The following is a 14,567-nucleotide window of genomic DNA, read 5'->3' on the forward strand; positions in this document are numbered from 1 at the left end:
AATGGTTTTGGGTACTTTTGCCGAAACAAAAGTACCTCCAGCCGAAGGCTAATTCCTTTATTTAAACCCTAGATGTAAGACTCCGTCGAATAGACTTAAAAATCATTTTTAAAATGCGAAATTACTTTTATGTGCGTAACATTAGTTAGTATTTAAGATAGTAGAAAACCTTAGATCGGTTTAATCATTGCGTTGTTGTACAACTATAGCGACTTCTTCAGGTTCAATTTTCTGAATCTTTTTCCCAAAACTACGCAGCCACCATGTTAACTGAGAGGTAAATGGTACTGTTGCACTAACTTCAACCCAGCCATCTTCGGTTTTTTGAATCACTTGATCTTTACTTAGCTGACTTTCTTCAAAATAAACTGCTTCTGATTCCGACATGGTTAATTTGAGCTGAATCATTTCAGTCGGCTTATTGAAGTCCACACGGAAGCCAAGCGCTCCAGAGTCAATATAGGCATCAATATCAAAATCGACAGGGTGTAATGCACGTGAATTTAAGACTGTAGCTGATTTAAAACGATGTAAAGCAAAGGTTTGGATGTCTGTTTTGTCATGACGTGTGCACACCAAATAAATAATTGCACCTTTTTGGACCAACGCCAGTGGATTTAAAATATAGGTCTTTTCTTCGCTTTGTTGTCCACGACCTTGATATAGACATTCCAGTTGTTTGTCTTGTAGTAAGCCTTCATAAATCGATTGCTGTGCGACTTTTTCAACCACAGGAGGAATCAATGGCTGAGTAGCTGGCACGATCCGCACGCGGTTAATCCACTGACGGACATTATTTTGCGACGACAGACTTCGACGTGCGAGGTCAAACCAAGGATTCATTTCTTCAATTAAGCTTGGCGGAAGCAAATGCTTTAGATGCTCCTCAACCATCATAAAGGTGACCGCTTGTGAGCTGGTCATATGAGGCAGGCTTTGAATCGGTGCATCAGAACGCCAACGCCAGCCTTGCGGCGTTGTTTTACTGCTCTCAATTGGGAAACGTAGAGAAATTTGATTTAAGTCACGCTGAATGGTGCGTAGGCTGATATCAATGCCTTCACGGTTCAGTATTTCTTGTAATTCACGGGTACCCATCCACTTACCTGTGGACAGTCGTGAAAGAATTTGCCACTGACGATAGAGGCTGTTCGACGTTTCTTTTTCTTGTGAAGACATAATCTAGTGCTTGAACTTGGACTTAAATGAATAAAATGATGCTGTGGGACACAATAAGAAATCTTCCTGCGTTAAGCAAGTCTTCATCTAAAAAAACTAAGATGATTTTAATAACGCAATTTGACACAACTTGAGCAGTTACATGCTGTACCACTTTGCAAAAATGATGCGTAAATAATCAAAGAGAAGCAGCATATGTATTGATGGCATATATATTGCTTTATCTGATTTACAAAACATGACAAAAACATGGAGTTGCTATGCTGAAAGAAAATCGTAATACAACTTCAAATGGAATTGAGGGTTATGAGGCAAAGTTGGTTAATACTTCTGTCTCTACATTAAAAACTTTACCACTTGCTCGAGGATATGCGCTGTTTAATCAATTCAATTCGGATTTTTTTAATGAAATGCGCGACAGCAAAACGGTAGCTAAAGAATCATGCCAACGGATAGAGCAGTGGTTATCACAGCATACGCTTGATGAATTGAAGCAACTAAATCAGGTTGCAAAACAACATTTTCTCTATGAAGGCATTACTTTTACAGTGTATGGCGAAGATGAGGGCATTGAACGCACCATACCTTATGATCTTATTCCGCGTGTGATTGCACGAAAGGAATGGAATAATTTATCTCTAGGTTGCGCACAGCGCGTGAAAGCACTCAATCTGTTTTTACATGATGTCTATCATCAACAAGATATTTTAAAAGCAGGAATTATTCCTGAACTGCAAGTCTTAACCCATGAAGCCTATTTGCCACAAATGTATATGCATGGGCTAAAAGGTAAAATTTATAGCCAAATCAGTGGCATTGATATCATCCGAGATCAATCAGGCGAATTTTACGTCCTTGAGGATAATCTTAGAACACCGTCTGGTGTGTCGTATATGCTAGAAAGCCGTAAGATCAGTCAAAAACTGATGCCTGAACTTTGCCAGCAAAGCAACATCATGGGGATTGAGCAGTATCCGCAGCTTTTACGTGAAATTCTTGCAGAAAATGCCTACGTCGATAACCCGTTTATCGTGGTTTTAACCCCAGGGCGTTTTAACAGTGCGTATTATGAACATGCCTTTTTGGCAAGGGAGATGGATGTACCCTTAGTGACATCGCGTGACCTTTATGTAGAAAACGATAAGGTTTATGTGAAAACCATCAAAGGTCGACAACAGGTTGATGTAATTTATCGTCGTGTGGATGATGCTTTCCTCGATCCATTATGTTTCAAACCTGACAGTACTTTGGGCGTAGCAGGGCTCATGTCAGCGTATATGCAACATAATGTGGTCATTGCAAATGCACCGGGAACAGGCGTAGCAGATGATAAATCGATTTATCCTTATGTGGATAAAATGATTCATTTCTACTTAGGCGAACAAGCGATCCTGAAAAATGTGCCGACCTATCAATGTCGTGAGCAGAACGAATTGGACTATGTGCTGTCGAATATCGAAAAATTGGTAGTAAAAGAAGCACAGGGTTCAGGTGGATACGGTATGCTGATCGGTCCACAAGCCTCTTTACAAGAATTAAATAGCTTTAAAGATAAAGTGGCCGCAGCACCACATCTATATATTGCACAGCCGACTTTAAATTTATCTGTCAGCCCAACCCTAAGTGAGGCCGGTGTTTCGGAACGCCATATCGATTTGCGTCCATTTGTACTGAGTTCTCCATATCGAACTGAAATTGTACCGGGTGGCTTAACTCGTGTCGCGATGCAAGCAGGTTCATTGGTAGTGAATTCTTCGCAAGGCGGCGGGATTAAAGATACGTGGGTAGTAGATGATTTACGCTCATAGCACTCCAGTGAAGGAGCAAAACATGATTTTATTAAACAGTAATGCAGAACATATTTTTTGGTTGGGGCGTTATTTAGCACGTACTCAATATTTATGCAGTATTTTCCCTTTTCAAGATGTTGATACGGCATTGAACTATGCACATGCTTTTTGTTTGCCAGCATTTGATGCCGACTCAATGAATGAGTTAGTTTTAAATGCGGAGCAGCCGGCGTCATTTTCCAGCCAATTTCAATATGCGCAAAGTAATATTCAGGACTTAAGGGGTGTACTTTCAGCAAAAAGTTATGCAGAACTCAGCCGTTTAATTCGTAATGCGAGTGATAACCCAGGTTATATCTGTGACGTGGTAACAGATTGCCAAGATGTTTTAGAGTCCGAATCTGAAGATGTATTTTTATTTTTTAGTTTAGGACAAGCCATAGAGCAGCTTGATCGCCAGTTACGCATGCAGCAGGACATTCAACACACCCTAGCGAAGATTGAACATATTGTCATGGCTTTGGTTCAGTTTGGATGGGAAAGCGTGCAAGAGGCATGGTTGGCACTTAAACAGCAGCCGAATAGCCAAAACTTCTACCATTTCAGTGATCATATCCAAAATATGTTTGAGGTGGCTGTATGAGGCTCATGATCAACCATCAGACCCATTATGTTTACACTGATGTGGTAAACAGAAGCATTCAATATATCAAAATGACCCCGTCCACCAATGCACACCAACAGGTGCAAAATTGGGATGTGAGTGTGCCGGGGCAGCGTGATATGCAATTGGATACTTTTGGTAATGTGTGGTTGACCACAACGCAGCGCGAACCTTATCTGCAAATGACCATTATGGCGCAGGGCATCGTAGAGATGAATTTGAGTTCAAATGATTCAAATGCGGATGATTTAAACCCGAAATTGTTTTTACAGCCAACGCCGAGTACGCAGTACGATATTCACATGAAAAGTTTTGCCGATTGCTATGTCCCTCGTATCAATCGTGCCAATCTGATTCGTTTGGCTGAAGCGATATTGGCGCATATTCCCTATGTATCGAATCAAACATCGGTACATACTTCAGCGATTGATGCTTTTCATCATAAGCAAGGGGTATGTCAGGATCATAGCCATGTCATGATCGCAATGTGTCGCTATTTGGGTATTCCTGCACGTTATATTTCTGGGTATTTATTTGTGCCGAATAGTAGCCACCTTGCCAGTCACGCTTGGGTAGAAGTCTATATCGAAAATAAATGGTATTGTTTTGATGTCAGTAATCAGCTATTTACACCACAATCACATATTTATGTTGCGATTGGGCGGGACTACTGGGATGTAGCTCCAGTTCGAGGCGTTCGTGATAAAGGTGGTATTGAGTCTATGAGCTCAATTGTACAAGTGCTGAGTTGTTAATCATTTGAGGGATAAAAATGACCTATTGTTGTGCATTACGGTTAAAAGATGGCATGGTATTTATCAGTGATACACGGACAAATGCAGGTGTTGACCATATTTCAGTTTTTCGCAAACTTTATTCCTTTGGTATTGTGGGTGAGCGATTTATTACCATCCAAACCTCTGGAAATTTAGCCACAACACAAGCGGTCATTGGGCATTTACAAAATCAGCTAGAGGTCAAACAAGAGCCGAATTTATATAGTGTAAATACGATGTTCGAAGTGGCTGAATTGGTCGGGCATACCTTAAAAAAAGTCATCTCAGATGTCACATCAGATACTTTAGAACAAAGTAATTATTACTGTAGTTTATTGGTAGGCGGTCAAATTGGCAGTGCGGATATGCAGTTATATAACATCTATCCACAAGGCAACTTTATTTGTGCAACACCTGATACCCCATATTTTCAAATTGGCGAAAGCAAATATGGCAAGCCGATACTCGACCGAACTTTGCGTTACGATATGCCACTCGATGAAGCAATGCGTTGTAGCTTAATTTCTTTTGATTCAACGATACGCTCAAATGTATCTGTAGGTATGCCTTTAGATGCTTTGGTTTATAAAAAGGACAGTTTAGAAATACCAAATGGTAAGCGCATTTATGAAGAGGACCCATACTTCACCATGATCAGTAAAGGCTGGTCAGAGGCATTACGTCAGGGCTTAATAGAATTGGCAAAACCAACAGCTGACTATTTTCAATAACGATTTGATCAACGAATAGATCAATTTAAAAAGCGAATAAAAAAAGCGAGATAAAAAAAGCCCAGATTTGATCTGGGCTTTTTGATTTGGCTAATTAAGCTAATTTACGTACAGGGCGTGCGCTCATACGGCATAATAATTCATAACCAATCGTACCATTGGCTTCAGCTACATCATCAACCAGACGGGATTTGCCCCATAGTTCGACTTCAGTACCTAATTCCAGATTGAGACCAGTTGCATCAATGGCAATCATGTCCATTGCCACACGGCCAATCACACGGGTTTGCTGACCATTAATCGCTACATAGTTCTGTTTCGGGAAAGCACGTGGATAACCATCACCATAACCGATAGAAACAATGGCTAAAGTCATATCTTGATCAGCAGTGAAAGTAGAACCATAGCCGACATGTTCACCCGCTTTGATGTTGTTTAGTGCAATGACTTCAGCTGTGAAAGTCATCACTGGTTTTAGATCCAGATCATGTACAGTTTTGTCTGCAAATGGAGTCGCGCCGTAAAGCATGATACCTGGACGCACAAAGTCAAAATGCAATTCTGGATATTTATAGATCGCAGCTGAATTACAGCAAGAACCCATTAAAGGTGCGCAGTCATTTTTCACTTCAAGGAACTGCTGGATTTGCTGTTCATTGAGTGGATGTTCCGCATCAGCATTGGCAAAGTGCATCGCCAGCACGCAGGTAAAACCTTCTGCTTTTAGTTGATTGATCACATCTTTAATCACATCAATTTTAAAACCAAGACGGTTCATACCGCTGTTGAGTTTTACCCAAACTTTTAAGCCTTTCGCAATATAGGCTTCTTTATTTGCCAGTAACCAATCCAGTTGTGGCTGATGATGCACAATGACTTCAATATTCTGATCGATCACAACCTGCATTTCATCTGCAGAGAAAATGCCTTCGATCAGCGTAATGGGTTGCTGGTAGCCGAGTTCACGAATTTCCAGCGCTTCTTCCAGACAGGCAACACCGAAGGCATCACTGTCTTTTAAGGCTGCTAAGCAGTCTTTAACTCCATGTCCATAAGCATTGGCTTTCACCATGCTTACAATTTTAGCGGTTGGGGCAAGTTGTTTGACACGGTTTAAATTATATTGAAGTGCTTGTTGATCAATATAAACTGTAGCTTGGCGCACCCTAAATACTCCTACAGGGTCGATGAATTAATGGATGATAAAGAGTCTTTACTCTTCATCATCATACTGAGCATAAAACTCAGGGGAGAGGTTACTAAATTTGGTGTATTGACCTTCGAAGGCAAGACGCACAGTACCAATTGGACCGTTACGCTGTTTACCAATAATAATTTCTGCAGTACCTGCTTCTTTAGACTCTTTGTTATAAACCTCGTCGCGGTAAATAAACATGATCAAATCGGCATCCTGCTCGATTGCACCTGATTCACGTAAGTCGGACATCACTGGGCGTTTATTAGGACGGTTTTCCAGTGATCGGTTCAACTGTGACAGTGCAATTACTGGGCAGTGCATTTCTTTAGCCAGTGCTTTTAAGCTTCGGGAAATTTCCGAGATCTCGCCAACACGGTTATCGCCCATACCGGGTACTTTCATAAGCTGCAAGTAATCGACCATAATGCAGCCAAGTTTACCGCCGTGCATTTTGGCAATTCGGCGCGCGCGGGCACGTACTTCCGTTGGAGGTAGTGCAGACGAGTCATCGATATACAAATTCTTTTCTTGGAGATGCACAATGGTACTGGTTACTTTCGACCATTCATCAGCATCCATTTTACCTGCACGTAAATGCCCTTGGTGTACACGACCGAATGAGGATATCAAACGCATGGCAATTGAGTCTGCAGGCATCTCCATGGAATAAACCAGAGCGGGCAGGTTGTTATTAAACAGCACGCTTTCAACCAAGTTCATGGCAAAAGTAGTTTTACCCATCGATGGACGGGCCGCTACAATAATTAAATCGCCTGCTTGCATACCTGAGGTTTTATTATCAAGTTCTACAAATCCAGTGGTTAAACCCGTGATACTGCCTTCAGTTTGTGAAAGTTCATTCAACTTATCAAAAACACTAGCAACGACAGAGTTAATAGCTTTAGGGCCTTGTGCTTTGGCGTTGTTGTTGTGTTGCTCGGCAATAGAGAAAATATTAGTTTCTGCTAGATCTAAAATTTCACTGACCGTACGACCTTTGGTGTCATAGGCATTTTGTAAAATCTCCGAGCTGACTTTAATCATGCTGCGTAAAGTTGAAAACTCTTTAATTTTTGCAGCATAAGTTTCAAGGTTATAGAAACTAGAAGGTGAATCTGACATCAGTTGCATCAGGTATTCTTCGCCACCAGCAGCATCGAGCAAGTTTTGTTTAATTAGCCAGTCATTGACTAAGACCGCATCATAAGGTGAGCTATCTTTTGATAGTTGATCGATTGCTCGGAAAATATATTTATGACGGGTCGCATAAAAATCAGCTTCAGTCAGTACATCACCCACTTGCTCAAATGATTCTGCAACGGTCATCAGTGCAGCAAGCACAGCTTGTTCAATCGCAAGGTTATGGGGTGGGGTACGAAACTCTTTCAACGAACTTTGTTCTGTGGTTTTTGCTGTTGGCGTAGAGTTTGGCTTGCTGGCATTCGCCTGTGACATAAAAATCCCTGATGCTGAAACCATTTAATGTGATGGAAATGGGTGCTAATTACAGTTTTTTCAACTCTTCATTAAACTGAAATGATAGGCGTTTTCTACAGAAATGCGAACAAGTATTTCCGATTAATTCGTCACACATTGAATTGAATGAAGAGTTGAAAATGTAAAAAAGTGGAGCACTATTTTTTACAGATAAAAAAAGAGCATGCGTAAGCATGCTCTTTTCTTTGCAAGAAATTACTCAGCTACGATAGTAACTAGAACTTCTGCAACAACATCATGATGCAATTGGATTGCGATGTTGAATTCACCAGTGTTGCGAAGCGCACCATTTGGTAAACGAACTTCTGCGCGGTCTACAACAAGACCAGCATTAGTTAACGCGTCAGCGATGTCACGAGTACCGATAGAACCGAATAGTTTACCTTCGTCACCAGCTTTAGCAGTGATTACGATGTTAACTTCGTTCAATTGGTCAGCACGTGCTTGAGCAGCAGCTAATACTTCAGCTTCTTGTTTCTCAAGTTCAGCACGACGAGCTTCAAATGCAGCAGTGTTAGCTTCAGTAGCAGCAACTGCTTTACCTTGAGGGATAAGGAAGTTACGGCCGTAACCAGCTTTAACTGAAACTTTATCGCCTAATTTACCAAGGTTTTTAATGCGTTGTAATAAGATAATATCCACAGCTCAACCTCACTTATGATTGTCAGTGTAAGGGATCAAAGACAAGTAGCGAGCTTGTTTGATAGCAAGCGCTAATTGACGTTGGTAACGAGCTTTAGTACCTGTAATACGGCTAGGAACAATCTTGCCGTTTTCAGTGATGTACTGTTTTAAAGTGTCGATATCTTTGTAGTCGATGTACGTAACGTTCTCAGCTGTAAAGCGGCAGAACTTGCGACGACGGTAAAAACGTGCCATGTTATGTTCTCCTTATGCTTCAGCAGAGTCTTGAGCTTGTTGTGCTTCTTCACGTTGAGCTTTACGCGCACGTTTTTCTTCAGCACTCTTAGCCAATAGTGACTCTTCAGTGATAGCGTTTTCACGACGGATGATAAGGCTACGAATGATTGCATCGTTGTAACGGAACAATTCTTCTAGCTCATCAAGAGTAGTTTGACCACACTCAACATTCATAAGAATGTAGTGAGCTTTGTGGATCTTGTTGATTGGGTAAGCCAATTGACGACGACCCCAGTCTTCAAGACGGTGGATTTGACCTTCAGCTTCTTTGATGTGAGTTAGGTAACGTTCTACCATACCCACAACTTGATCGCTTTGGTCTGGATGTACCAATAGTACGATTTCGTAGTGACGCATTGTCAGCTCCTTACGGTTTAGGCAGCCCCAATCATTAATTGATTGAAGCAAGGAGTCACAACCAAAGTTGTGTCGCAATAATTGCGAAGCGTGAATTCTAGAGCGTTTAGGTTTGAAATACAAGGTATACGCCTAAAAAGGCTTAATTATTTTGTGGTTTAATGACTATCTTTAGGACGCAACTAGAATCGGATGCAGATTGTAAAATAGGATATTTGTTCTCAATCTTGGGGAGCTTATCTTGTATTTTATGAGTTAAGAACATATAGACGTTGTAATGATATAAATTTGATTTAAATTAAAGGTCTTTTGTCATATTTGATTGTAGATATCGCTTTGAATGCTAGTACGAATATGAAATATTTTTGTACTTGTCTGAAATTTATTGTACATGGGTAGATATTGGGAGAATCAGCGTTAAAACAGTTTTAGTGTGTATAGCAGTATTTCGACTTAAATTTTTGCTTTGCATTGAAGATATCTAGAAATAAAAAAGATAGAGTAAAACTCTATCTTTTTTAAAAAAATACAATTGGCTTTAGAGGGGCAGTGGAAGTAAAACAAAAAATTAAACTAATCACTGTGATCAATTTGACCGAAAACATGAAATATTGTTTTGCCCAAACTTGATCATCTTCAGCTTTGAATCCTTGAATGGTTAAATAAATCCAATACAGACTTAAGGCATTCAGGACAATCATATAAATCCAATTGGCATAACCATAAAAGTATAAACCGTTCATGGTGATGCAGAACAAAATCACGTAAACCAAAGATTCAACTTTGGTACGGTGAATTGAACGTGCTACAGGTAAAATTGGAATTCCTGCATTTTTGTAGTCATCAAATCGGTAAACTGCAATTCCCCAAGAATGAGGCATTTGCCAAAATGCATAACCAATAAAAATCAGTAATGCACCTAAATCAAACTGGTTTGCAACAGCCGTATACCCGATTACAGGTGGCGCTGCGCCAGAAAGACTGCCGATAATGGTTTGATGAATTGTTGTTCGTTTTGTCCATAAGCTGTAAAAACCAACGTATACGACAAAACCAATAACAGCAAAAAGAAAAGCGTAAGCATTTACCCAGAACCATAAAATGCTAAAACCAAATACACCTAAAACTAAAGCAAAAACTAAAGCAACAGGAATCGAGATTGATTTTTTAACCATCGCACGATTTTGAGTGCGTTGCATTTTTGAATCGATGTCTTGGTCAATAACGTTATTGACAACACATCCAGAAGCGACCACAAAGAGGGTGCCTAAGAGGGTGAGAAGCAACAGAAGGAAATCTACAGAACCTTGGGCAGCTACAAAGTAGCCACCCAAAGCGGTAACAAAGTTACCAAAGAGAATTCCTGGTTTAGTCAGGAATAAATACTTTTTCAGCATGACGACCAGTTTAGATCATCATGTTGAAGTGAAGGTAGTTCATAATCCACACAGAACCTACTAAAAGGATAGCAATTGTGAGGATTGTATAAACAAATGCAATCACGTTCCAGCGTTGCTCTGAAGAAGAGTTCATATGCAGGAAGTAAACTAACTGAATAAGAACCTGAGCAACCGCAGTAATCGCGATTACGGCAACCAATAGACCACGGCTAAAACCACCTGCCATTACCATACCGAATGGAATTACGGTAAGTAGAACAGAAAGGATAAAACCGATTGTATATTGTTTAACGTTACCGTGAGCTGCACCAGCAGAGTTATGATCGTGACTCATTAGATAACTCCCATCAAGTAAACAACGCTGAATACGCAGATCCAAACGATGTCAAGGAAGTGCCAGAACAAGCTTAGGCAAGCAAGACGACGAGTGTTTGGAAGTGTCAAACCATATTTCTTGATTTGGAACATCAACACAAGCATCCATACCAAACCAGAAGTTACGTGAATACCGTGCGTACCAACTAAAGTAAAGAACGCAGATAAGAACGCACTTGTGCTTGGGCCATGACCAGCATGAACTAAATGATTGAACTCATAAAGTTCCATGCCAATGAAGGCTGCACCAAATACCCAAGTAACTGCTAACCAAGTTAAAACTTGACCAACATTTTTCTTGTATGCTGCAAGAACAGCAAAACCAAAAGTTACAGAAGAGATAAGAAGGGCGAAAGTTTCAGTTAAAACGAAACCTAAAGATTCACCAAACAGCTCTTGTGCACTTGGCGTACCCACTGGAACGTGGCTACTTAATACAGCGAACGCGATGAAGAGTGTCCCGAAAAGAACCAAGTCACTCATCAAGTAAGTCCAGAAACCAAAGACAGTGATGTCAGTATCATCGTGATGATGATGTTCGTCATGTCCGTGGTTGTCGTGATGAAGTACTTCAGCCATTGTCTTAGTCCTTCTTCAAATGTTTTTCAAGAAGCGCGTAGCGTTCATTTTCAATACGTTCAACTTCTGCAGCTGGAACATAGTAGTCAACTTTCTTAGTGAAAGAAGAAACGATGAAGCTGATAATTGAAGCAATGAAAGTTACAACGACTAACCACCAGATATGCCAGATTAATGCGAAGCCCATAACTGTAATAAACATTGCAATTACGAAACCTGCCGCACGGTTTGTAGGCATATGGATGTCTTCGTATGTAGTTGGCTTAGCGTAAGCTACACCATTTTCTTTGTCAGTCCAGAAAGTATCAATACCATTGATCTTTGGAAGATAAGCAAAGTTATAGAATGGTGAAGGAGATGAAGTAGCCCACTCAAGAGTACGACCATCCCAGATATCGCCAGTAACGTCCATGTTGTCTTTGCGTTGAAGGAAACCAACAACGATTTGCATAACAAAACAGAAGATACCGATAGCAACCAATACAGAACCAAATAAAGCGATCGCTAAGTACGGATCCCATTCAGGGTTGTCATATGTATTCAAACGACGAGTCATACCCATGAAACCAAGGATATAAAGTGGCATGAATGCAAAGTAGAAACCGAAGAACCAGAACCAGAACGCTGCTTTACCCCAAGTTTCATTCAATTTCCAACCAAACATTTTTGGCCAGTAGAAAATGATACCCGCGAACATCGCGAACACTACACCACCAATAATTACGTTATGGAAGTGAGCGATAAGGAATAAAGAGTTGTGTACTAAGAAGTCCGCTGGTGGAACTGCCATTAATACGCCTGTTAAACCACCAATACCGAAAGTCACAAGGAAGCCAAGTGTCCAAAGCATTGGAGTTGTATAGGTGATGCGGCCCTTGTACATGGTGAATAACCAAGAGAAGATTTTCACACCAGTAGGGATCGCAATGATCATGGTCATGATACCGAAGAACGCGTTAACGTTGGCACCAGCACCCATTGTAAAGAAGTGGTGAACCCATACAACTAGTGAAAGAACACCAATTGCTACAGTTGCGTACACCATAGATTTGTAGCCGAACAACGCTTTGCGTGAGAACACAGCAGTAACTTCTGAGTAAATACCAAAAGCTGGTAATACCAAGATGTAAACTTCCGGGTGACCCCAAGTCCAAATCAAGTTTACATACAACATTGGGCTACCACCCATGTCATTTGTAAAGAAATGGAAGCCGAAGTAACGGTCAAGTGAAAGCATTGCAATAGTCGCAGTCAAAACTGGGAATGTTGCAACGATAAGCACTACAGTAACTAATGCAGTCCAAGTGAAAATAGGCATGTCCATAAGTTTCATGCCAGGCGCACGCATTTTGATGATGGTAACGAAGAAGTTAACACCAGTAAGAAGCGTACCTAGACCAGAAACCTGAAGTGCCCAGATATAGTAGTCTACACCTACACCTGGAGAGTATTCGATGCCAGAAAGTGGAGGGTAAGCCATCCAACCTGTTGCAGCGAATTCACCAATTGCAAGAGAAGCCATCATTAAGCCCGCAGCGCCGGCGAATAACCAGAAGCTAAGAGAGTTTAATAATGGGAATGCTACGTCACGTGCGCCAATTTGAAGTGGTACAGCAACGTTCATTAAACCAACAACTAGACCCATTGCTACGAAGAAGATCATGATTACGCCATGGGCAGTAAAGATCTGGTCATAGTGTTCTGGGTGTAAGTAACCTTCACCGCCACCTTTTGCAAGGAACAGTTGAAGACGCATCATAATCGCATCGGCAAAACCACGCACAAGCATGACAATTGACACGAGGATATACATGATACCAATTTTTTTATGGTCTACAGATGTGAACCATTCGTTCCACAAGTAGCCCCATTTTTTAAAGTAGGTGATACCAGCAACAATTGCGATACCGCCAAGGATCATCATTGCAACAGTAACCAACACGATTGGGTCGTGTGGAATTGCATCTGGTCCTAACTTACCTAATAAGCTCATGTCTTATTCCCCTGCAACAGTCGCATGTTCAACGCCTGCATGAGCTTCAGAAGCAGCAGCTTCGTGTCCAACAGTAGCTGTATGATCAGCACCGTGGTAGTTGCTCATGTATTTGTTAATCACTGATTCGAACAATTTAGGTTCAACTGAAGAATAGTAAGTCACTGGGTGTGGCTTAGTAGGGTAAGGCTTCATTGCTTCAGCTAGAGCCTTCTCTTCAGGAGTAGTTGCTTTGGCAACTAAAACTTCGATCTGGTGTTTAGAACGGTTGCCGTCACGTAAGGTTGCAAATTCAGCTTGGTCTAAAACAGTTTTTTGAACCGCTTCAGGATTAACTGAAGAACCATTACCAGCTTTAACAGCAGAAACCCATTCAGCAAACTGAGCATCAGTCACAGCATGTGCACGGAAGCGCATTTGTGAGAAGCCATAACCTGAATAGTTAGAAGAGAAACCACGGAAGCCTTCAGCAGGACTAGTTTCATCAGCTAATAAGTTCAAGTGAGTTTGCATACCTGCCATAGCATAAATCTGACCACCTAACGCCGGAATGAAAAATGAGTTCATTGTGAAGTTAGATGTTAAACGAAGGCTTACAGGAGTTTTCTCAGGGAAGCGGATCTCGTTTACAGTCGCGATGCCTTGTTCAGGGTAGATGAAGATCCATTTAAATTGTTCAGCAATAACTTGAACAGTTAAAGGAGCTTTATCTGACTCGAGTGGACGGTAAGGGTCATACTTGTGGGAACCCCACCAAGTTAACCAAGCTAAAATAGCGATAATAATTACGGGAATACCCCAAACTACAACTTCAATTGCAGTCGAGTGTGCCCAAGTAGGTGCATAGTCTGCATCTTTATTTGACGCGCGATATTTCCAACCAAACCAAAGAGCCATAAGTGCTGATGGAATAACTACCAACAACATTAGGTAGATCGCAGTAAGCATGAGGTTTGACTGACCTTCAGCAACTGGACCTTTTGAGTTTAGAAGTACCATATCACCACCACACCCAGTTAAGAGTGCAGCGATCGCAGATAAAGACAATACAGCTAAAATTGTTTGTCTCATTTTACAACCTCGGTGAAGAGTCCCATTCCCTAAATT

Annotated in this window: 15 protein-coding genes; 4 read left to right on the top strand and 11 right to left on the bottom strand. The window is 41.1% G+C overall.

Annotated elements, in window-relative coordinates:
- Positions 1-180: 180 nt before the first annotated feature.
- Complete coding sequence (locus FTU65_RS11225) at positions 181-1,179, bottom strand: YafY family protein (RefSeq protein WP_168377745.1); 999 nt, start codon at positions 1,177-1,179, stop codon at positions 181-183.
- Positions 1,180-1,439: 260 nt separating this feature from the next.
- Between FTU65_RS11225 and FTU65_RS11230 the strand changes: the two genes are divergently transcribed.
- The 4 genes from FTU65_RS11230 to FTU65_RS11245 are packed head-to-tail and all read left to right on the top strand — an operon-like array spanning position 1,440 to position 5,140.
- On the top strand, positions 1,440-2,987 hold the full coding sequence (locus FTU65_RS11230; RefSeq protein WP_168377744.1) for a circularly permuted type 2 ATP-grasp protein: 1,548 nt from the start codon (positions 1,440-1,442) through the stop codon (positions 2,985-2,987).
- Between the two features lie 22 nt (positions 2,988-3,009).
- Positions 3,010-3,612 carry an alpha-E domain-containing protein gene (locus FTU65_RS11235; protein ID WP_168377743.1) on the top strand — a complete coding sequence of 201 codons (603 nt, stop codon included), beginning with the start codon at positions 3,010-3,012 and terminating at the stop codon, positions 3,610-3,612.
- Positions 3,609-4,388: a transglutaminase family protein gene (locus tag FTU65_RS11240; RefSeq protein WP_168377742.1), complete on the top strand. Its 780-nt coding sequence runs from the start codon at positions 3,609-3,611 to the stop codon at positions 4,386-4,388. The genes FTU65_RS11235 and FTU65_RS11240 overlap by 4 nt, the downstream gene beginning before the upstream one ends.
- A 17-nt stretch (positions 4,389-4,405) precedes the next feature.
- On the top strand, positions 4,406-5,140 hold the full coding sequence (locus FTU65_RS11245; protein WP_180010367.1) for a proteasome-type protease: 735 nt from the start codon (positions 4,406-4,408) through the stop codon (positions 5,138-5,140).
- A 94-nt stretch (positions 5,141-5,234) separates the two neighbouring features.
- On the opposite strand, the gene alr is transcribed toward FTU65_RS11245, so the two are convergent.
- The 10 genes from alr to cyoA all read right to left on the bottom strand — a co-directional run bounded on the left by alr (position 5,235) and on the right by cyoA (position 14,531).
- Positions 5,235-6,305 (bottom strand): alanine racemase, encoded by a 1,071-nt coding sequence (gene alr, locus FTU65_RS11250; protein ID WP_180010366.1) that lies wholly within the window; start codon positions 6,303-6,305, stop codon positions 5,235-5,237.
- Between the two features lie 48 nt (positions 6,306-6,353).
- On the bottom strand, positions 6,354-7,793 hold the full coding sequence (gene dnaB / locus FTU65_RS11255; protein ID WP_078188586.1) for a replicative DNA helicase: 1,440 nt from the start codon (positions 7,791-7,793) through the stop codon (positions 6,354-6,356).
- Positions 7,794-8,030: 237 nt separating this feature from the next.
- Positions 8,031-8,477 (bottom strand): 50S ribosomal protein L9, encoded by a 447-nt coding sequence (gene rplI / locus FTU65_RS11260; protein ID WP_078188585.1) that lies wholly within the window; start codon positions 8,475-8,477, stop codon positions 8,031-8,033.
- A 9-nt stretch (positions 8,478-8,486) separates the two neighbouring features.
- Entirely contained in the window at positions 8,487-8,714 is a 228-nt protein-coding gene (rpsR, locus tag FTU65_RS11265) for a 30S ribosomal protein S18 (RefSeq protein WP_004278792.1), read from the bottom strand.
- Between the two features lie 12 nt (positions 8,715-8,726).
- Complete coding sequence (gene rpsF, locus FTU65_RS11270) at positions 8,727-9,113, bottom strand: 30S ribosomal protein S6 (protein ID WP_004696436.1); 387 nt, start codon at positions 9,111-9,113, stop codon at positions 8,727-8,729.
- Between the two features lie 518 nt (positions 9,114-9,631).
- On the bottom strand, positions 9,632-10,510 hold the full coding sequence (gene cyoE / locus FTU65_RS11275; RefSeq protein WP_180066810.1) for a heme o synthase: 879 nt from the start codon (positions 10,508-10,510) through the stop codon (positions 9,632-9,634).
- A 10-nt stretch (positions 10,511-10,520) separates the two neighbouring features.
- Entirely contained in the window at positions 10,521-10,847 is a 327-nt protein-coding gene (locus FTU65_RS11280) for a cytochrome o ubiquinol oxidase subunit IV (protein ID WP_078188582.1), read from the bottom strand.
- Positions 10,847-11,467 carry a cytochrome o ubiquinol oxidase subunit III gene (cyoC, locus tag FTU65_RS11285; protein WP_078188581.1) on the bottom strand — a complete coding sequence of 207 codons (621 nt, stop codon included), beginning with the start codon at positions 11,465-11,467 and terminating at the stop codon, positions 10,847-10,849. Before cyoC ends, FTU65_RS11280 begins: the two co-directional genes overlap by 1 nt.
- A gap of 4 nt (positions 11,468-11,471) precedes the next feature.
- Positions 11,472-13,460 carry a cytochrome o ubiquinol oxidase subunit I gene (cyoB, locus tag FTU65_RS11290; RefSeq protein WP_078193968.1) on the bottom strand — a complete coding sequence of 663 codons (1,989 nt, stop codon included), beginning with the start codon at positions 13,458-13,460 and terminating at the stop codon, positions 11,472-11,474.
- 3 nt (positions 13,461-13,463) lie between these two features.
- Positions 13,464-14,531 carry a ubiquinol oxidase subunit II gene (gene cyoA / locus FTU65_RS11295; RefSeq protein ID WP_078193967.1) on the bottom strand — a complete coding sequence of 356 codons (1,068 nt, stop codon included), beginning with the start codon at positions 14,529-14,531 and terminating at the stop codon, positions 13,464-13,466.
- Positions 14,532-14,567 lie beyond the last annotated feature (36 nt).

It is taken from the genome of Acinetobacter sp. YH12129 (assembly GCF_013418685.1).
Classification (GTDB): Bacteria; Pseudomonadota; Gammaproteobacteria; order Pseudomonadales; family Moraxellaceae; genus Acinetobacter; species Acinetobacter amyesii.

Coding starts and splice junctions, on each gene's coding strand:
- FTU65_RS11225 (WP_168377745.1), bottom strand. CDS start 1,179: ATGTCTTCACAAGAAAAAGAAACGTCGAACAGCCTCTATCGTCAGTGG.
- FTU65_RS11230 (WP_168377744.1), top strand. CDS start 1,440: ATGCTGAAAGAAAATCGTAATACAACTTCAAATGGAATTGAGGGTTAT.
- FTU65_RS11235 (WP_168377743.1), top strand. CDS start 3,010: ATGATTTTATTAAACAGTAATGCAGAACATATTTTTTGGTTGGGGCGT.
- FTU65_RS11240 (WP_168377742.1), top strand. CDS start 3,609: ATGAGGCTCATGATCAACCATCAGACCCATTATGTTTACACTGATGTG.
- FTU65_RS11245 (WP_180010367.1), top strand. CDS start 4,406: ATGACCTATTGTTGTGCATTACGGTTAAAAGATGGCATGGTATTTATC.
- dnaB (WP_078188586.1), bottom strand. CDS start 7,793: ATGTCACAGGCGAATGCCAGCAAGCCAAACTCTACGCCAACAGCAAAA.
- rpsR (WP_004278792.1), bottom strand. CDS start 8,714: ATGGCACGTTTTTACCGTCGTCGCAAGTTCTGCCGCTTTACAGCTGAG.
- rpsF (WP_004696436.1), bottom strand. CDS start 9,113: ATGCGTCACTACGAAATCGTACTATTGGTACATCCAGACCAAAGCGAT.
- cyoE (WP_180066810.1), bottom strand. CDS start 10,510: ATGCTGAAAAAGTATTTATTCCTGACTAAACCAGGAATTCTCTTTGGT.
- FTU65_RS11280 (WP_078188582.1), bottom strand. CDS start 10,847: ATGAGTCACGATCATAACTCTGCTGGTGCAGCTCACGGTAACGTTAAA.
- cyoC (WP_078188581.1), bottom strand. CDS start 11,467: ATGGCTGAAGTACTTCATCACGACAACCACGGACATGACGAACATCAT.
- cyoB (WP_078193968.1), bottom strand. CDS start 13,460: ATGAGCTTATTAGGTAAGTTAGGACCAGATGCAATTCCACACGACCCA.
- cyoA (WP_078193967.1), bottom strand. CDS start 14,531: ATGAGACAAACAATTTTAGCTGTATTGTCTTTATCTGCGATCGCTGCA.